Origin of the sequence: Bacillus cereus group sp. N14 (assembly GCF_016483555.1) — a bacterium.
Lineage (GTDB): Bacteria > Bacillota > Bacilli > Bacillales > Bacillaceae_G > Bacillus_A > Bacillus_A wiedmannii.
The window spans coordinates 1-18,189 of the sequence record NZ_JAEHBQ010000005.1; the positions used below are offsets into that span (position 1 = coordinate 1).

Here is an 18,189-nt window from a genome sequence, read left to right on the forward strand (position 1 = left end):
TGAGTCCATATAAATATAGAACTCAGGTTGCTTAGTTGTGTTTTTTGAATACTGTCTACTTGACAGGGGTCACTTCAATACGAGTGTCTTTTCTACTCTCTTTAAAGAATTTATATCAACCTCATAAGTATTCCCATATGGTCTAAGCGCCGGAAGTTCTTCCTTTGGCCCATAAAATAATACTTTCAAATCATCATCTTTATACTGAACTACAAAGAAGTCATCAAATTGGTCAAATGTGCTTTGATTGATCGCGATAAACCCTTTTTCTTGGGCAGTTGTTTTAACACTTATTCTTCTCCCATCTTTAATGACATCATATCCATGCTGATTAGTCACTTTGGATAGCTCACCATTTGTGTAAAGAACACAAAAAAATTCACCTAGACGACCTATAAGATGCCTTAATTCAGTCGCCTTACAACCAAGAACATTCATTTCAAATCGTAACATTTCAAAGTATGCCTCATATAACTTTTTGATTTGTGAGATTCCTATTTTATCCTTATCCTTATAAAAAAGAAGTTTACCATTATCCCACTCACCTACAACAGATTCACAATCTGCCCCTTTAGGTTTGTGAAAAACTAATCCTGTATAAGGATAATTTTCACCTACATATCTATACGTTTTTTTATTTATATATATAAACAGATTTTTATTAAACACTCTCCCTTTGTTATAACGGTTATAACAATAATCAGCAGGATTAATACTCCCCGGTTTCGTATTAAATTTTGTTATTAATCTGTCCTTTATCTCTGCAAATGTTACAGTATCGCCTATTTTTTCTTTAAGAGCCTCTATAAATTGCTCATAAATAGTCAATGTAATCCTCTCCTCATGCTTATCAATATTTTTAGCCATAGTACAACCTTTACTCTATAATTTGACCCGATTGTAGAATAACGCACCCGATGTTTTTAACTTTTTATATAACTATCTATATAAATTTTACATTTAATCACTTAAATTTCATAGCCTAATAGAGTAAAATATAAATTGGAGAATTTTATTAAAGGCTCAAAATAAAGATAATACTCCATTAAGAGCTCTTTTTATTTAGGAAACGCGTCTTTTTTGTATTGGCTTTTTAAATAAGGTAAACGTGAAGAAGCATTATAAAAAACAGGACAATAATATTAAATTGACTTCCATTCGAAGGAGTTTAAGCTTTGCATGTATGACTATTTGGTTGAGCGATGGATATGTTGTGCTGAAACGTCAATATAAAAAATAGATCTCTCTTGATAAAGAGAGATCCTTTTTTTACTTCTTCTTCTTTTCTGTCGGTTGGCTTTGTTTAGCGAAATTAGATGAATCATCGAAATTCGGTTGCTTTTTACCAGCATTATTACTTCTACCTTTTCCCATATGTAATGCACCTCCTCTCATCCTTACTATTCCCTATAAAAAAATCCTCTTGCATCCAGGAGGATTTTTTTATTGTCTCTTATTAATCATACGCAACTGTTCTCGTAGTACTTCCAACACTCCCGGTTCTTCCATACCATTTTGGATAGTTTTAAAACCATAGCGTTGATGGTGATTATCATGTTCAGCTTGATAAAGAACAGCTTACGAATGAATTTGATATTGGCCATCAATTAGCCATGTATTATGTATCATCCTTTCTAAAAAACATAAAAAAACACTATCCCTCCTCATGTTTTTACAGAAAGAATAGCGTGTTTTTTCATTTTAATGGTATTACTTGATAGTAATGTATATCCCTATGAAAACTAATATAGAAATAACATCAATAAACTTGTTACAATCCCGACCCAAATGCAGAGAATGAAACAATAACCCATGATATCTTTAATTTTCAATCCCAGCACCCCTAAAAGAGGTAGTGCCCAGAACGGCTGAATTAAATTTGTCCAGGCGTCCCCCCAGCCTACCGCCATAGCGATAGTAGCCGGATCTACACCTAACTTCAATCCTGCAGGGACCTGCAGTGGCCCTTGCAAAGCCCATTGCCCCCCGCCAGATGGTGCTAATAAGTTCACCAATCCCGCTGACCAATATGTAAATATATCAAAGGTATCCTTTGACGCAATGGATGCCATCCATTGAATGATTGAGCTCCCCAATCCTGAACTACCTAAAACAGCGATAATCCCCGCATAAAATGGAAACTGTAATATAATTGGAGAAATGGATTGCGCAGATTCTTTGAATCCTTGCGCAAAGTTGCCAAGAGAACCATGCAAGAGTAAACCAAGTGATAAGAAAAACAAATTAATGATATTTAAATCTAAACTATGACCGTTCATGAATTCATAAACACAATACAACGTGCCAATTCCGCCTAATAATATTCCTAGAACCGGTGTCCATTCCAGTTTTTCCGCAGCAGTTAAATTCTTTTGAGGAGGTTTTACAAAAGAATTTGTATCTGTTTCGATTGCTTTATAGCTGATAATCCCACTTTTTGGAGCCATAAGGACAATAATAATTGGCATCGTGATGAATAAAATGAAAAAAATAATTAAAGTAGAGTAACTAAAAATTGTTTGTGAGGTAGGAATAATTCCAATCATATCTACAAGAAAATGATCCTTTGTGGCAATTGTCAGGCCAATAGAACTGGAGAGACCTGCGCTATATAAGGCTGTCGGAGCGTAAGCAGCAGCTACAAGTAATGGAAAATGTGCATTCGGATTCTTTTTCGCTACTTCCTTCGCAATGATCGCTCCCACAACTACGGCTAGTCCCCAATTAATATAGTATGCAATTGCACTGATCAAAAATGTCATCGTATAAGCCTTTTGGGGTGTATCGGCTAACTTTGCAACGGACTGCAAGCCTCTATTAATAAAAGGGACAGAAGCTAGCGTCATCCCTGTAACCATTAATAATACCATTTGCATTGTAAACGTTAAATAAGTCCAAAACCCATCCCCCCAAGATTTTACGATTTTGTACGGATTTGAGGGATTCATCAATAAAGCTATAATGAAAGTAAATAAAGTTAGCAACACAGCAATAACAAAGGCATCTGGGACATATTTCTGAGACCATCTCGAAAATACATTTGCACATCGTGTAAGCAATGATTCTTTCTTTCCTGGTTCTGGATTTGTCTCCAATAAAGAATGTTTCATAAATATTCTCCTTTCTAAACTTTAATAAGGTAAATATAAATAACATTCCACAAAAGAAAATAAAATCCTTTTGCACTTGCTGCATACTAATCAACTAGAGTTACACTCAGATGCCGTTACTTTCACCCTTTCATTAACGATTGATTCCCACGGACGTGGTACCCTCGTATTAATAAATACCATTTTATGTTCATTTCCAATTAACTTTATAAATGAAACAAGTTGCTCAGTAGTAAAGGCTCCATTTGTATCTAATCCAACAATGAAATAGTTTCCTAAATTCGCTTCATTTTTTAACTCTTTAACTACAGGCATTATTATTTTAAATCCACAGGAATAAACAATTTCAAAATAAAATTAACAATACTAATTGGCGGACAACCCTTTACAATTCTTCCGGGATGGTTGTCTATCGAAGTTAGCGCAAATGGACGTAACTTTCAGATAATCAATACGCATTTAGAGCCGTTTTCTCCCCCTGTTCAAGTTGCTCAAGGGAACGAATCACTAACAGGACCAGCCAATACAAATCTACCGCTAATCCTTTTAGGAAATTCAAATTCAAGTGCTAACGGAACCAGTTCACCAACATATAGAAATTTCATCACGATATTGTATTAATTCAGCTTCTTATCTTAATAAAAAAATGTATTTCAATTTATAATTTTAATAGAAGGAATAGATTAAGTAGGAGGAGGTACTTTGAGGATAGCGCCTTTTCTTTATAAAAACTCAAAGTGCTGGCATCGTTAATATTTTCGTTCCATCTGGTGGCGGTCAATGGGCTGTGCAAGCACCCATTATGATTCCAGCTGGCGCTGAACTTGGTGTACCTGCTGCAAAAACAGCAATGGCAATTGCGTGGGGTGATGCTTGGACGAATTTAATTCAACCTTTCTGGGCATTACCGGCATTAGCGATAGCTGGTTTAGGCGCTCGTGATATTATGGGATTTTGCGTTGTGAACTTACTATATGCAGGATTCATCATTAGTCTATGTTTCTTATTTATTTAAACGAAAAGCTAGTTTTATACTAGCTTTTTTACATAATAAATCACTTATTTCCCGTGCAATTTATCACGGTCTCCCACTCTATATCCGTAAGATGTAACGCCTCAAATGCAAAAAAATCTTCACATACTTTTTCAATTAAATGTGGATTTTTCTTAAGGAAATTCCACTGTAACGCTTTAGGAAGAAAATACGTTTCATACTCTTTACTTCCTCTTACTACCTCATCCACTTCTCTTTCACAGATTCCTCTTATTAGATAATCATTTCTTAATTGAATCGTCATTTGTTGAAATGTTTCGCTACATTTTTTCAATTGAAGTAAACATGTAATATACGTTCGCAAAAGTTCTTTATCATACCCACAACAGTTTAGAATACGATCGATTTCATTCATAATGTACGAGCCTTTTCTTCTATTTGTACTAACCATTTTTCCCGCTTCTCTCGTTTACTCGTTTTCACTGATTGGAAAACTGACCGTTTTATATCGCGAATACCGCAAAAACGTAACACACCTCTCTTCATCATAATCCAATCTGCTGATCGATATAATAAGGCGACGTACCATAACGGTGAGTCTAACGTATTAATCACCCACGCCTTCTTCCCCTTCAATAATCCTTTCGGCAGGGCACCTTCATATTTATAAGCAAAGCCAGCAACGAAAATGCGATCAATAAACCCTTTTAAAATAGCAGGCATCCCCCACCACCATATCGGATATATACAGAGAAGCGTATCTGCTTTTTCCACTAACGTTCTGTACCGGGCTGTTTCTTCTTCATTTACTAAATCACGTCTTTTCTTATCCTCATTAAATACAAGGACTGGATCAAATTGTTCTTTATATAAATCAAGTACCGTAACCGAATGATCTGTTTCTTGTAATCCTTTTTGCACATGCTTTAAAATCGCCGCATTAAAACTGGAAGGACTGGGATGAGCGTATACAATTAGTACATTCACTACAAAACAACTCCCTCTATAAGTTAAAGTTTCCCCTTCTTTAACATCTTCTCTACAATTTGCACGTTTTTTGAGCTTTGTAATAAACGGTTTAATACGGTAAGTAACTCTTCCTTGTCTAAATCTTTCAGTTTCTCTTTCACCGTACTTTCACCAGTGCCTTGAATATCATAAACAACTGCCGCCATATGTTTACAATAGTTTTCATAAGGACACTCGCAGCTACTTTCTGTAAAATCTTCAAGATCAATAATCACTTCATAGTTTCCTGCATTTCCAGTAACGAAAGCAAATATTTTCTTGTCTTGTATTTCAACATCTTCTACATGTCCCTCTTCATAATATTCATACCCTTTATCCATAATGTACTTAGGAATCCATTTCGTTATATCATGTAATAAGTAAGCGTACATAACAACACCTCTTCCTTTAATTCCCTTTTGACTTCCATAACCCCTGCATGTTATTCTAATAACTGTCAAATAGCAAGTCTATATGACAAAACGACTGACACCTATTCGGCGGAGGTGTCTCTTTTCATTTGCAGCCGATATGAAGTGCCTCTTTCAGGCACATTCAATCTTTGACACTACACACTCAACACCATTCCCTTGTATCAGGCTGCTCAAGCAGTCTTTTACTCTACATACTTCAAAAAAAAGAGAGCTTAGCTCCCTTTTCCCGCCTTATAAAATACCCCTTTTTCAGTATAGAGATATTCATCAGCTAATGTAATTTTCCCATCCAGTTTCAGTTCATCTAATAGTCTTGATAAATAAAATTGATGTAACATCTTTTTCGTGAATTTTCCTTCATGATGCGAAACGATATGTTCTTGAATATCTAACAATGATATTGGCTTACCTTGCTCTATCATATATTCATAAACTGTACTACGCAGTTTTACGTATTTTTCGAGTGTCACAGTACTTCGCAACCCCTTTCTTCTTAATATAAATTTTCGTAATCGGTTTTTTTGCAACAAAAAAACCTCTCCGATAAGAAGAAGTTACGTATATATCTTCGTCTTATCTCCCAGAACAAATATGTTCTGCTGGAATTAGCACCTGCATCGCGGTTGCTGGGTTTCATCGGGCCAGTCCCTCCACCTCTCTGGATAAGAAAATATTCACTTAATTCTTACTATACGTAATTTCATTTTAATTGTCAAACAAATATAACAAATTATATTTTGTTCCTTACTGTTCATACTATACATATATGAATATTTAAGGAGGATTATGAAATGCACGAAAATGCTCGCGGATATGTCCAAAATTCTTTTCAATCATTACAAGAAGCAAAACATTGTTTAGAAGAAGCGCTACAGACTGTTGAAAAAGATTTTAATCGCGCTCGTATTGAACAATCACTTTATGCGATTGAACAAGCTATTCAACGCTGTGATTACACAGTTCATATTTTAGAACAAGATTGAAAAAACTTCCCATCATAAGGTGGGAAGTTTTTTCAAATGGCATACTTCATAATTATTACCGTTATAATTAAAAAATATACAGAATTAGCAATTTCTAAAACCCCTACTTTGATAATAGAAATTTTTTTACCATATAACATAATTGCTCGAATGACACTCGGTATAAAAATAAGGGAGCACCACGGATTCATAGCAAATACAATGATTGTTAATAGGATATGATAACCCCATGATATAAGACGATACTTCGGATTATTTTTCTCACGTATCATCGTTTTCACATAAAACGTACTTCCTAAAAAATATAAAAATGAAATAAGCGCAATAAATAGTGCTGTTTTATCTATGAACTTCATTGAAAAATAATAACTAACTAAACCACCAATACAGAAAACAATAATCGCACTAATGTCATTTAGTAATGCTCTTTCATTTTTTTGACGAGCGTAATACATATTTACAATAAATAATGGAATCATGAACACTACGAATAAAAGAATGCGCCATTCATATAATAGAGAAATCATCCCAAATACGAAAGCGATGATAAAATATACAATTGCAGCATGTAACAACTCTTTTTTTCGTCTTTGCTTTATGTATGTAAGAAATGGATACGTAGCTAAATAGATAAAGAACCAAGCTAAAAACAATGGAATATGATACATAGTAGGTTTTCCAAGTATGACACTTAATAGAAATGGTATAACGAGCATGGCCCATGCACCATGTTGCTTCGGAATAACTAACTTCATTAACTATACACCTCCCTTTTGAAAATAGTTCTCACCTACTATTATACAAATAATTTTATATAGTAACGGATATATATTGGACTATTTTTTGACAATAAAAAATGCTCCTTACAATATGTAAGAAGCATGAAAGAGGCAAACGAATATGTAAGTCGCGACCCTACCTTATATGAGTATGCTTTTCTATGCCAAGTTATGCTCATCTAATATGCCATATTTCTTTTTAAACCTCGTAAGAATCGTAATCCAAGACGTACTAAATAGTAATAAGAAAATAACATTCGAAATCGCATGGCTCAAATCGAAATAAAAACTTGCAACATAGTACGCGACAACTGTTTCCCACGTTGCTTCCTGGATAAAACCGAGAAGCCCCCAGAAGTTCATAATCCAGCCAAATAAAAATCCAACAAACAATCCGTACAGGAGTCTTCCCCATAGCTTTTTCATTAATACTGTATTACGTAATAATCCAGCTATAAAACCAATCATACCCCACGAAAACATTTGCCACGGCGTCCACGGACCTTGTCCTAAAAAAATGTTAGATACGATAGCCGCTGTTGCACCAATCATAAAACCAGTTTCACTCCCAAACACAATTGCAGAAACGATAATGACAAATGAAGTCGGTTGTACACTTGGCAATATCGAAAATGGTACGCGGCTAACTGCTGCAATTGCCGCTAACACAGCAACGAGTACAATTTCACGTGAAACAAAAGCCTTTCTTTCAAAGCGGATATAAAACGGTAACATAATAACAACTAATAAAAACAAACTACTTAACATGTAATAACCGTCCATGATAAGTGTAGTAAAGAGTAATGTGCCTATTATTACTGCAAAAATACATATTATGAATGCAACATATCGTTTGGACACGCTTCGTACACATCCTCCCACGTTAATGCATATGGTAACTCTTTTCGAATAAATCGATTAATAGAGGTTGTATAAAAGAAGTTGCCACTAAAAAATTCTTTCGGTGTATCATTCATAATGACTGCTCCGTCAAATAACATCATACATTGATCAACGTATTTCGCTGCAAACTCAATATCATGCGTTGCCATTACAATTGTTGTACCTTCTTTTTGTAGCTTTCTAAATACCTCTCCTACTCTTTCTTTTTTCCACGGATCTAATCCCTTTGTCGGTTCATCAAGTAATAATAAAGTCGGCTTTGATAATAACGTTGTACATAACGCAAGTAGTTGTTGCTCTCCCCCGCTACAATCATGCGGATGGCGTTCTTTAAGCGAGCACAACCAAAACTTCTTCAACATATCTTCTGCTATTTCTTTTCCTTGTTCTCCGTATAACTCGCGTGCACGTTCATACACTTCTTCCCACACTGTATCAAATGTAAAATGATAATACGGATGCTGTGATACATACCCGATACTTTTAAATCGTTCTTTCGAATCAATTTTATGTACCACTTTCCCATTCCACTTTACTTTCCCTCTTCTCGCTTTTTGCAATCCCGCTAAAATCGTCAAAAGCGTGGACTTCCCGGTACCGTTTTTTCCAACGAGAGCTACCCATTTTCCTTTTTCAATCGATACGGTTAAGTCTCGTAAAATAAGTGGACTATTTTTTTCATATTGAAACGAAATATGCTCTGCACTTAAAATAACTTCGTGTTTTTCACTTTTTGCTACTGGCTCATTCACATATGATATCTCTGAAAAGTTATTCAGTTTCATTTGCGCTTCTCGCACTGTAAACGGAATATCTTCTACATTCCATTCTAAAAACAATCTTGGAATTTGCGGAATAAATGGACGGAACTTTTCAACTTCCCACATGTTCGCTATAACCGTTTTAGGGCTGCCATCATACACGATTTGACCATTATTCATACAAATAACGCGTGTTGCAAGTGGTATCACTTCATCTAAACGATGTTCACTTAAAACAATCGTAATGCCAAGTTCTTCGTTAATACGTTTTAACAATCCTAAAAACTCTTTCGCTGCAATTGGATCTAACTGCGCCGTCGGTTCATCTAATAATAATAGTTTTGGCTGCATAACTAATACCGCAGCTAAATTGACGAGCTGCTTTTGCCCGCCAGATAACGTATGAACAGATTGGTGCAATAAATCTTGAAATCCTAAGAAGCTAATAAGCTCTGCTATTCGTTTTTGAATAATCTGTGATGGTAACCCGATATTTTCTAAAGAAAATGCTAATTCTTGAATGACCGTATCCATTACGAGCTGATTTTCTGGATTTTGAAATACCATACCAATTTCTTGTGCAGATAATAAATCAGGTACTTCCTCTAATAAAACGTCCTCATAAAAAATTTCTCCTGAACGTGTACCGATTGGAAGTAATTCCTTTTTAAAATGTTTCAATAAAGTCGTCTTTCCAGAGCCTGACCCTCCAGCAAGTGCAATAAACTCTCCTTTTTGAATAGAAAGAGAAATATGCTGTAACGCATATTCGTTCTCATCAGCATATACAAATGATAAATTGTTTATTTCTGCATGCGCCACCATATCCATTCCTTTCCTTCCATTATAATTGGTAGACTAATAAACATCATAAATACTCCGAACATCACTCCATCGTATTGCTGAAATAGAATAGATTCGACTTTCGGATAAATGATTAGCTTTCCCCCGCCATACGTATTACATATAATAGCAATGATAAGTAGCATACTTAAATAACTGAGCGTACACCAATCTCGTCTTTCCATTCTATACCGAATATATGTCGTACGCTTCGTTACACCAAATCCACGGGCTTGCATAGAATCTGCTGTTTGCAGCGCATCTTCTAATGAACAAATTAATAATACTTGTAGCAATTGCATACCATTTTTCACCCGTTCCACAATGGAACCTGCATCTACTTGTATACCTTTTGTCTTTTGGACGAGTGTTATTTTCTGTAATCGCCTCATAAACAATGGAACAAACCTCACCGTAATCATCGTTAACAATGCTACTTTCGGTGAAATTCTAGAAAACAAATATAAAAATTTATGACTTGAAATAATATCATTATACGAAGCAAACGTAAACATAATCGCAACTAATAATAACCCCATTACTAGTCCGAACATAATCGCCTCAAGCTTAATACGGCTATCACCTAACCAAAATAATGTAGTTCGGCCTCTATGCGTTAATAACGAATTAAATAAAATGACCATAAAAAAGAAAACGATTGTGCTCGGTAACATATTTCTTATCTTTTCGCTATTCCCTTGCATCACATTGATTATAACGATTAATAGAATTGCCCCAATTAAAAAAAGAGGATGAAGACACATCATACATAGTATCATCACCCCGATATAATAGAAAAAATTCACAAAAGGATGTAAAGAAGAAAAACTTATTTTCATAGTCCTTTACCGAATGCCTTTCTTATTTTAATACATACACCCACTCGATTGTATCTCCTGGTTTAACTGTTACTACACCTGCACTATGGTTTGGAAACGCACCGTTCACACGATATTTCCATCCACTAGTAGCTGTAATATCTTTTTCATATAAATCATTAATCCCTTTTACATAAACATCGCCTTTAGATCCACTCGCATCCACATCTAAACCTGTACGTTGCAATACTTTATACACTGTATCGCCTTCTTGTACATCCATTTTTTTCGCACCTAATAAGTAGCCTTCATTACCTTTTACTGAGATCGTAACTTGTTTTGCTTGTGGTTTAGGTGGTTCTGGTGGTGGTACTGGGTTTGGTGGTGGTACCGGTGTTGGCGGAGTTGGTACACTATTGTTCTCTTCTGGATTTTTCTTTTGCTCCTGCTTCGGTGTTTCTTTCGGCTGATTCACAACCTTCGCTTCTTCTTTTACTTCTGGTGTTTTCGGGTGTTGTTGTTTCTCTTCTTGTGCTTTTTGCTGTTCTGGTTGCTTAGCAGCAGGCTGTTCTTTAGGTTTCTCTTCTTGCTTTACTTCCGGTTGTGCCTGCGGCTTTTCTTCTTTCGGCTTCTCTTCTACTTTTTGCTCTTGTTTCTCTTTCTGTTCGTCTTGCTTATTTTTCTCTTGTTCAGCTTGTTTTTCCTCCGGTTTTTCTTCCGGTTTCGCTTCATCTTTTTTCTCTTCTTGTTTTGCTACCTCTTCTTGCTTTGGTTCTACTTTCTTCTCAGGCTTTACAGCTGCCTCATCACATCCAGCAAGTAGCCCAAGTGAAAGCATGAAAGAAATAAACCATTTCATCTTACTCATATTGCCTCTCACCTTTCATAATAAAATTAGGAGCAAATGATTGCCCCTAATTTTTGTTAAGCTGCTTTACGTCTCCATAATACATATGCAGAAGCAATACATAATACACCCATACCTACTTCTGTAGCTGCACTATGAGAAGATGCTCCTGTTTTTGGTAACGTGCTACCGTTTCCTGACTTTTTGCTTTTAACCGGTTCGTTATCAACAACAACTTTTAAATTATCATCTTTCGTTTCCTGTTGTACTTGTTTTTGTTCTTCTGGTTGTTCAGTAACTTCTTTTTCTACTACAACATTTTCTGAATCCACATTTGGTTTCTTATCGATTTCAGGAACAGATACATTTGACCAGTCATAAATCGATTTTTCAAGATCTTTAAACTGAAGTAGTGCTAATAACGCTTGCTCTGTAGCCATTCCGCTACCGTTTTGATCACTTGGTAACCATTTGAATTCACCATTTGGAAGTTGATATGACAGTAGATTTTGCACTGCCTTATGTAGACGGTTTTGATCTACATCTTTCACAAGTGATAGTCCAATAATTGCTTGCGCAACACTATTAGAGTTTTCTTGTCCATCAGCAGAAAAACCACCATTTTCTAGTTGCTCTTTATATAAATAGGCAACAGCTTTTTCTACAGCTGTCTTCACATCTGGTCGATCTTGATATGGAGCTAATGCTGATAAAACCATACCTGTTACATCAACGCTACTAGCACTGTCTTTACTGCTTGCGCTATCGTAAGTCCAGCCGCCATCTGTATGCTGTGAGTTTAAAAGCGCATCTACTAAAGCAACTCGATTCCATTTTGAATTCACTGGAACTTCATATTTCTTCGTATCAAATGCAAGTAAAGCAAATGTATAACCTGTAACAGAATTTACTTTATCTGATTCATACAATTTTTGAACTAAATTATGTTCGCCAACCTTTGTAGGGTCTGCTTGCATTGCATTCATCATAATAATCGTTCTAGCTAAATCTGTCGCTGAAAAACGGTTAATGCGCTTTTCTACTTTTCCAGTTACTGACTTAACATAATTTAATTTCGCCTCAATTGGAACATTCTTTCCAGAAAGAGAAAGGCCTAAAGCTACCCAATCACTTTCAATTCCATCTTGTAACATCTTTTCAGATGTCTTAGAGATCGCGTCATTTACTTTCGCTGCTGGAACTTGAATGTTCTCTTGCTTTGGTTGTTCTATCTTTTCATCATTTGTTTTTGGTTCTTCTGGTTTTTCTTGTTTTGGATCATCCGTTTTTGGTTCTTCTGGTTTTGGTTCTTCTGGTTTTGGGTCATCTGTCTTTGGTTCTTCTACAGTTTTACAAGTACCAAATTTATCTAATGTTTGCTGTAATGTTTCCTGGCTCATATTGCTCCAGTCTGCAACAAAACGAAAGACAACAACATCTCCAGACTTTAATTTATAACTATCTGCTCCAACTTCTGCAGATTTATCATTTACATCATACAACCAGCCGCTTGTGTCCCCAGCCATTAAGCCGTCAATGCCTTTAACATACGTTCCAAACGACATCGTCTCTGCTGTTACTTTGTCCCCCATGACTTTTTGCAGCAAACTTAAAGCTGTTTCCCCATCTGTAATTTGCTCTTCTTTCGGACATAACATAATGCCCTTTTGTGATTCACCAATAATTGCAAGTTTTGCTGTATTTCCTTCAGCAAACGTAATATGTACTGTATTCGCAAAAGAAACAAATACGAGTGTAACTGCCATTAACGACGTAAGCAGCCATTTTTTCAACATTGCCATCCCAAAATTTCCTCCCTTACTACTATTCACACAAAAAAAGGCCCTTCAAGGGCGTGCAATTGACACTCTTTTTTTGTAAGTGTCGAACAAACTGTACAACACCTCCTACCCGCATCATTCGCGGCTATATTTGTATAGGAAAAATAATTTTGTTTATGAACGTATCATTGTGATAACATTCACTTTTCTAGGCACTACTTACTTCCATTTCAGTTATCGTAAAACGATAAACCTATACATTCTGTAAATTATAAATTTCTGTATTATTTTACTATTGACAAAGAATTTTGTCCATGCTTTATCGGATTTATTTTCTAAGAATAGTAACTTACTAGCCTTTAACGATGCAAACTCTTTTCACTAATAATGACGCCATCTTCATCCGCATACACATATTCATTCGGCTTCCATTCTACTTGTCCAAATTGCAACGAAATATTCCGCTCTCCTTTTCCCTCTTTTACACTTCTATTTGGCATCGTCCCTAACGCTAAAATACCAATATTAATATTCTTTAGTTCACTAGAATCACGAACATATCCATTCACAATAATCCCTGCTAGCTTTCTTTCCTCCGCAATAGCTGCCAAATTATCACCAAGTAACGCACAATTCGTAGATGCTTCGCCATCAACAACTAATACCGTTCCTTCTGGTAGTGTTTGCAATCCTTCCTTCACTAGTACATTATCATCCTTCACTTTTACCGTTGCAATTTTCCCGTGAAATTGTTCTTTCTTCCCAAAAGAACGAAAAGACTGGCGACATATTTGTAATTCCTTTTCAAACTCATCACATAAATCCGTAGTTTTCCACATCTTATTCCCCTCTTTTCCTTATTCTTTCTATATAACATATTCTTGGATTATTTTCGTTTCCCTGTCTAATGTTGCAACAATTTGTATTGCAGGAAAAGAACAGAAAAACTATTGCCTTAGGAAGCAACCTTTATTATAATCGATTCCACAGATAAATTTCAGAATATTGAAAATTAACCAAGTGAAAGAGAGGGGTTTTATGCAATTACAGACCGAGGCGAAAAAACAGCCTAGTAAACGAAAGTTTAAAATGCCTGACGCGTACGTACTACTATTTTTTATTGCCTTACTTTGTGCAATAACTACATATTTCGTTCCTGCTGGAGAGTTTAAAAGAGTTACAAACGGGACTGTTACAACGACAATACCAGGAAGTTATCATTCTGTTCCACAATCGCCGGTAGGATTTGTTTCTTTTTTTACCGCTATTGAAAAAGGAATGACACTTGCTGCTCCTATCATCTTTTTAATTTTATTTACAGGTGGAGCTATTGCGATTCTTGAAAAAACAGGCGCTCTTGACGGTTTAATCTATCATGTGATTAACAAATTTCGTAATCAGCAATTACTTTTCATTTGCATTGTCGCCGCACTCTTTTCTATTCTCGGAACGACTGGTATTATCGTTAACTCAGTTATTGGCTTTATCCCCATCGGCATCATCGTTGCACGTACATTAAAATGGGACGCTATCGTCGGCGTAGCAATTATTTATTTAGGCACTTATGCCGGTTTTAATGCTACTATTCTATCTCCCTCACCTTTAGGCATTTCACAAAAAATTGCAGAACTTCCGATGTTTTCGGGGATTGGTTTACGCACGGCAATTTATATCTCTTTTTTAATTGCTACCATTTTATATATTAATTGGTACGTAAAACGTTTAAAGAAATCGAATAAAGGAAGCATTCTCGGTGACAACTGGTTTCCAAGTAATGCTCTTTCAAGTGAGAGAGAAATAGAGAAAACAGAAGTTCCTTGGACAATACGCCACAAATTAATTTTACTCGTTTCAGCTTTATCGTTACTTGCATTTTTAATAGGCGCTTTTCGTCTACATTGGACAGACGCAGAAATGACCGCTACTTTTATTTTCATAGCAATTACAGCGGGAATAATAGGCGGCATGAAAGCAAACGATATCGCTTCTACTTTTCTAGCAGGCTGCCAAAATCTCATATACGGTGCTTTGATCGTCGGAATGGCTCGTTGTATTTCAGTCATTTTAGAACAAGGCAAATTGCTTGATACAATTGTGAATCAGCTAGCACAGTCTCTCGAAGGACAAAGCCCTGTATTTGGCGTTATCGGTATGTATGTAAGTAGTGCCGCATTACATTTCCTCATTTCATCCGGGACAGGAGAATCTGTTATTTTCATTCCGATATTAGCTCCATTAGCTGATTTCATGCACATTACACGCCAAGTTACAGTACAAGCTGTTATGCTCGGCGAAGGTGTGGTAAACTGCCTCAATCCAACTTCCGGTGTTTTAATGGGCGTACTCGCAGCGAGCGGCATTTCTTACGGAAAATGGATTCGGTTTATGGCTCCTCTTGCATTCATCTGGTTTATCATCGGACTTATTTTTCTTATTGTTGGCGTGAATATTGAGTGGGGACCTTATTAAAAGACTCATATTATACTTAACTTGATAAAATATCTATCCTATTCCCCTCTCCAATCCTATAAAAATCACTTATTCTAGTATAGATATAAATAGGGATTGATCATAGTGATCAATCCCTTCTCTCAAAGTAAAATACCTTTAAGTATTTTAGTTCCAAATTTTATTTACCCATTCCGGATGATCAATAAAAGGATTACGATTATGTTGATATTTCGTAAAAATCACTTCATTACGCTTTCGCTCTAAATCATCTACCGGGTCTTGTTCATTCCATTTTAGTAAAACGGATAGTTTGCCCATGTATGGATCTTTATTGTTATTCACCTTTTCATTTAATTCTAAGTCTATTTCCCCATTGTCTCCTTCATAACGAACAGCCATGTAAAATAGCATTCTAGCGATATCTCCTTTTACACTATCACGAGGCTCCCAAGAATCACTATCATATTTACATTCTGTCGCTTCCGAATGATTCACACCACCATTATCAAAATCCAGATTTCCACGTGAGCTATTTACAGATACATCCGTCGCTCTTAAATGATGTAAATCTGTTCCAGCTCCTGCAGTGGTTCCAAAATCACCGTGAGATTTTGCCCAAACATGCTCTCGATTCCAATTATCAACTCCTGAACCATTCGTAAGTTTCCCTTGCGAGCGCCCAGTATATAAGAGTATCACATTGTTTTTATTATTTGGATCTTCATCCGTATCTCTTAGTGCTTCCCAAACCGCACTGTATGATAACTTTGTATGATCATCAATAACATTATGAAGTTCCTTCTTTAATTCTAAACCCGTTTTTCCTATTGCATTATTATAATATGTATCGTCATAGCTTTTTACAGTAATCTCTTGTGGTGATACAGAAGCTACTTCACCGTGTATGATATCTGTGAATGATACAGATGCAGTACCTAAAATAAAAAATGAAGATAGTGTAACCATAGCAAGCTTTGTATTTCGAAATTTCATATACCCATTTCCCCTTTAAAATATAATTTGAGGCTATTAACTAAAAAGTGCTTTCTAACCCCCAAAAACTTTTAGAAAGCCATACCCATCCTTTTCTTTTTATTTAATACAAAACTCTATTGAGTCTGTATTATTTCCACACTTTGGTTTATCTACTTTTCAAGCAATTTCACTTTTCACAAGGAATATCCTTCTCTAGTAAAGATTATTAAAATATTCCTTACAATTAAAAAGTAGTTTAATGTTAACTTATATATTTCAATTTTTTTATGCAATTATGCATATTTGATAAATCGTTCAGAAAACATTTTGAATAAAAATTAAGATGATAGTTCGACTTTTCCTTTTTCTATAATTGTCTTTATTTTTTGGTGTAAAACCCTTTTTCCTCTGAAGAATAAGTACAAAAATAGATTGGATACCATGTAGGCACCAATCTATTTTAATTAGAGAAACTGTGTCAATTCTGAGTTCACAACACGTTGTGCAGTAATAATTACATTTTTATATTGAGACAGAACTACTACTATTTATTTGGTATCGAATCTATATACTTTTTAACTACTTCATATACATATTCTTGATTTGCCGCCGCTGTATTTGGATTGTATTTTCCACCGTTTGTTTTATTGTTAGATAATACTCGAATCCCTAAAAATGGTACGTCATAAGCTTTTGCAATTTGCGCTGCTGCAGCACCTTCCATTTCTTCTACAGATGTACCGTATTTTGTATGGAACCACTTAATTCTATCCACTTCATTATTCCAAAGATCTGCTGAACCTATAGTCCCTTCCACCACTTTACCTTTTGTATATTTATCTTTCACCGCATTAGCTGCTGCAAGTAAATCCTTATCTCCCTCATAGTATCGGATTTTCTCAGCATTTGGATCTTCTCCTGCACTTCCTTCAGAAGCCATTAAGTCCATTGAAATCCATTTTTTCGGTTCAATCCCTTGATTCTCATCCATATTTGTTGTTTTTAATGAACCTATATTCGCGACTTTTTTCCCTAAAACAATATCAAATACATGTAAATTAGGATCATGTCCACCTGATGTTCCTTGGTTAATAATCGCTATAGGCTTATATTTTTCAATAGCCACTGCTGTAGCGGCTGCTGTATTTTCCATACCTTTACCTGTTTTCGCAACAATTACAGGATAATTGTCGACAGTTCCTTTATAAAATACGAAAGTTCCAGACTTTTCTTCTTTCACATTTTTTAACCTTTTTGCAAACTTTTCAGCTTCTATCGGCATTGGCCCTTGAATTAAGATTGGTTTTTGATTGTTTTTTGCCTCAACTTGTTTCGGACTCGCATTACATCCCGCAAGTATCGAGAATGAAAATGCAACAGTAGTTACTAGGGCAGCACATTTTTTCAACGTATTCTTCTTCATAAATAATCTCCTCTTTCTCTTGTTGTTTTCTATACTCGATGCTTTTGGTCCAAACAAAAAAGTTCTAGAAATTGTAGAA

General features: G+C 35.6%; 17 protein-coding genes, 2 pseudogenes and 1 riboswitch. Of the genes and pseudogenes, 3 read left to right on the top strand and 16 right to left on the bottom strand.

The features are described 5' to 3' along the window. Positions 1–69: 69 nt before the first annotated feature. The 3 genes and pseudogenes from JDS82_RS09420 to JDS82_RS09430 form a co-directional block, all read right to left on the bottom strand. A complete protein-coding gene (locus tag JDS82_RS09420; protein ID WP_199713223.1) occupies positions 70–828 on the bottom strand; it encodes a DUF7225 domain-containing protein in 759 nt (252 codons plus the stop codon). 914 nt (positions 829–1,742) lie between these two features. After that, on the bottom strand, positions 1,743–3,110 hold the full coding sequence (locus JDS82_RS09425) for a short-chain fatty acid transporter (protein ID WP_088091671.1): 1,368 nt from the start codon (positions 3,108–3,110) through the stop codon (positions 1,743–1,745). Between the two features lie 105 nt (positions 3,111–3,215). Continuing rightward, positions 3,216–3,425 (bottom strand): annotated as a pseudogene (locus JDS82_RS09430) (SGNH/GDSL hydrolase family protein); the annotation flags it as partial. A 421-nt stretch (positions 3,426–3,846) separates the two neighbouring features. Between JDS82_RS09430 and JDS82_RS09435 the strand changes: the two are divergent. After that, positions 3,847–4,125, top strand: a pseudogene (locus tag JDS82_RS09435) (TIGR00366 family protein); the annotation flags it as partial. Positions 4,126–4,165: 40 nt separating this feature from the next. On the opposite strand, the gene JDS82_RS09440 reads toward JDS82_RS09435, so the two are convergent. The 4 genes from JDS82_RS09440 to JDS82_RS09455 all read right to left on the bottom strand — a co-directional run bounded on the left by JDS82_RS09440 (position 4,166) and on the right by JDS82_RS09455 (position 6,076). Further along, positions 4,166–4,519, bottom strand: coding sequence for a group-specific protein (locus JDS82_RS09440; protein ID WP_064470909.1), 354 nt, complete (start codon positions 4,517–4,519; stop codon positions 4,166–4,168). Continuing rightward, positions 4,516–5,091, bottom strand: coding sequence for an NAD(P)H-dependent oxidoreductase (locus JDS82_RS09445; protein ID WP_199713136.1), 576 nt, complete (start codon positions 5,089–5,091; stop codon positions 4,516–4,518). The genes JDS82_RS09440 and JDS82_RS09445 overlap by 4 nt, the downstream gene beginning before the upstream one ends. A gap of 23 nt (positions 5,092–5,114) precedes the next feature. Next, a complete protein-coding gene (locus JDS82_RS09450; RefSeq protein WP_000271508.1) occupies positions 5,115–5,504 on the bottom strand; it encodes an SWIM zinc finger family protein in 390 nt (129 codons plus the stop codon). A gap of 254 nt (positions 5,505–5,758) precedes the next feature. Next, complete coding sequence (locus tag JDS82_RS09455; RefSeq protein ID WP_002108033.1) at positions 5,759–6,076, bottom strand: hypothetical protein; 318 nt, start codon at positions 6,074–6,076, stop codon at positions 5,759–5,761. A 40-nt stretch (positions 6,077–6,116) separates the two neighbouring features. After that, positions 6,117–6,215, bottom strand: a riboswitch (SAM riboswitch). 122 nt (positions 6,216–6,337) lie between these two features. On the opposite strand from JDS82_RS09455, the gene JDS82_RS09460 reads away from it, so the two are divergent. Beyond that, positions 6,338–6,529, top strand: a complete 192-nt coding sequence (locus JDS82_RS09460; RefSeq protein ID WP_000545003.1) for a hypothetical protein — start codon at positions 6,338–6,340, stop codon at positions 6,527–6,529. A gap of 32 nt (positions 6,530–6,561) precedes the next feature. On the opposite strand, the gene JDS82_RS09465 is transcribed toward JDS82_RS09460, so the two are convergent. From JDS82_RS09465 to rraA, 7 genes are all read right to left on the bottom strand, one after another. Continuing rightward, complete coding sequence (locus JDS82_RS09465) at positions 6,562–7,284, bottom strand: YwiC-like family protein (RefSeq protein WP_048565995.1); 723 nt, start codon at positions 7,282–7,284, stop codon at positions 6,562–6,564. Positions 7,285–7,467: 183 nt separating this feature from the next. Continuing rightward, positions 7,468–8,169, bottom strand: a complete 702-nt coding sequence (locus JDS82_RS09470) for an ECF transporter S component (RefSeq protein WP_048565994.1) — start codon at positions 8,167–8,169, stop codon at positions 7,468–7,470. Further along, positions 8,142–9,803, bottom strand: a complete 1,662-nt coding sequence (locus tag JDS82_RS09475) for an ABC transporter ATP-binding protein (RefSeq protein WP_048565993.1) — start codon at positions 9,801–9,803, stop codon at positions 8,142–8,144. The genes JDS82_RS09470 and JDS82_RS09475 overlap by 28 nt, the downstream gene beginning before the upstream one ends. Further along, positions 9,776–10,654 carry an energy-coupling factor transporter transmembrane component T gene (locus tag JDS82_RS09480; RefSeq protein ID WP_199713137.1) on the bottom strand — a complete coding sequence of 293 codons (879 nt, stop codon included), beginning with the start codon at positions 10,652–10,654 and terminating at the stop codon, positions 9,776–9,778. The genes JDS82_RS09475 and JDS82_RS09480 overlap by 28 nt, the downstream gene beginning before the upstream one ends. A gap of 22 nt (positions 10,655–10,676) precedes the next feature. Then, entirely contained in the window at positions 10,677–11,501 is an 825-nt protein-coding gene (locus tag JDS82_RS09485) for a DUF4430 domain-containing protein (RefSeq protein WP_048565992.1), read from the bottom strand. A 56-nt stretch (positions 11,502–11,557) separates the two neighbouring features. After that, positions 11,558–13,282: a DUF4430 domain-containing protein gene (locus JDS82_RS09490; RefSeq protein ID WP_199713138.1), complete on the bottom strand. Its 1,725-nt coding sequence runs from the start codon at positions 13,280–13,282 to the stop codon at positions 11,558–11,560. Between the two features lie 338 nt (positions 13,283–13,620). Then, positions 13,621–14,100, bottom strand: coding sequence for a ribonuclease E activity regulator RraA (gene rraA / locus JDS82_RS09495; protein WP_048565990.1), 480 nt, complete (start codon positions 14,098–14,100; stop codon positions 13,621–13,623). 199 nt (positions 14,101–14,299) lie between these two features. Here rraA and JDS82_RS09500 point away from each other — a divergent pair, with 199 nt between their 5' ends. After that, entirely contained in the window at positions 14,300–15,730 is a 1,431-nt protein-coding gene (locus tag JDS82_RS09500) for a YfcC family protein (protein WP_088091675.1), read from the top strand. Between the two features lie 147 nt (positions 15,731–15,877). Here the strand turns inward: JDS82_RS09500 and JDS82_RS09505 are convergent, their stop codons facing one another. Together JDS82_RS09505 and JDS82_RS09510 are read right to left on the bottom strand one after the other, a co-directional pair. Continuing rightward, complete coding sequence (locus JDS82_RS09505; RefSeq protein WP_088091676.1) at positions 15,878–16,705, bottom strand: endonuclease I family protein; 828 nt, start codon at positions 16,703–16,705, stop codon at positions 15,878–15,880. Positions 16,706–17,231: 526 nt separating this feature from the next. Then, entirely contained in the window at positions 17,232–18,110 is an 879-nt protein-coding gene (locus tag JDS82_RS09510; RefSeq protein WP_088091677.1) for a 5'-methylthioadenosine/S-adenosylhomocysteine nucleosidase, read from the bottom strand. Positions 18,111–18,189 lie beyond the last annotated feature (79 nt).

What these genes read in the sequence shown, in the direction of transcription:
- JDS82_RS09510 (WP_088091677.1), bottom strand. Translation starts at nt 18,110, where the DNA reads ATGAAGAAGAATACGTTGAAAAAATGTGCTGCCCTAGTAACTACTGTT.
- JDS82_RS09475 (WP_048565993.1), bottom strand. Translation starts at nt 9,803, where the DNA reads ATGGATATGGTGGCGCATGCAGAAATAAACAATTTATCATTTGTATAT.
- JDS82_RS09500 (WP_088091675.1), top strand. Translation starts at nt 14,300, where the DNA reads ATGCAATTACAGACCGAGGCGAAAAAACAGCCTAGTAAACGAAAGTTT.
- JDS82_RS09485 (WP_048565992.1), bottom strand. Translation starts at nt 11,501, where the DNA reads ATGAGTAAGATGAAATGGTTTATTTCTTTCATGCTTTCACTTGGGCTA.
- JDS82_RS09460 (WP_000545003.1), top strand. Translation starts at nt 6,338, where the DNA reads ATGCACGAAAATGCTCGCGGATATGTCCAAAATTCTTTTCAATCATTA.
- JDS82_RS09425 (WP_088091671.1), bottom strand. Translation starts at nt 3,110, where the DNA reads ATGAAACATTCTTTATTGGAGACAAATCCAGAACCAGGAAAGAAAGAA.
- JDS82_RS09465 (WP_048565995.1), bottom strand. Translation starts at nt 7,284, where the DNA reads ATGAAGTTAGTTATTCCGAAGCAACATGGTGCATGGGCCATGCTCGTT.
- JDS82_RS09450 (WP_000271508.1), bottom strand. Translation starts at nt 5,504, where the DNA reads ATGTACGCTTACTTATTACATGATATAACGAAATGGATTCCTAAGTAC.
- JDS82_RS09490 (WP_199713138.1), bottom strand. Translation starts at nt 13,282, where the DNA reads ATGGCAATGTTGAAAAAATGGCTGCTTACGTCGTTAATGGCAGTTACA.
- JDS82_RS09505 (WP_088091676.1), bottom strand. Translation starts at nt 16,705, where the DNA reads ATGAAATTTCGAAATACAAAGCTTGCTATGGTTACACTATCTTCATTT.
- rraA (WP_048565990.1), bottom strand. Translation starts at nt 14,100, where the DNA reads ATGTGGAAAACTACGGATTTATGTGATGAGTTTGAAAAGGAATTACAA.
- JDS82_RS09440 (WP_064470909.1), bottom strand. Translation starts at nt 4,519, where the DNA reads ATGAATGAAATCGATCGTATTCTAAACTGTTGTGGGTATGATAAAGAA.
- JDS82_RS09480 (WP_199713137.1), bottom strand. Translation starts at nt 10,654, where the DNA reads ATGAAAATAAGTTTTTCTTCTTTACATCCTTTTGTGAATTTTTTCTAT.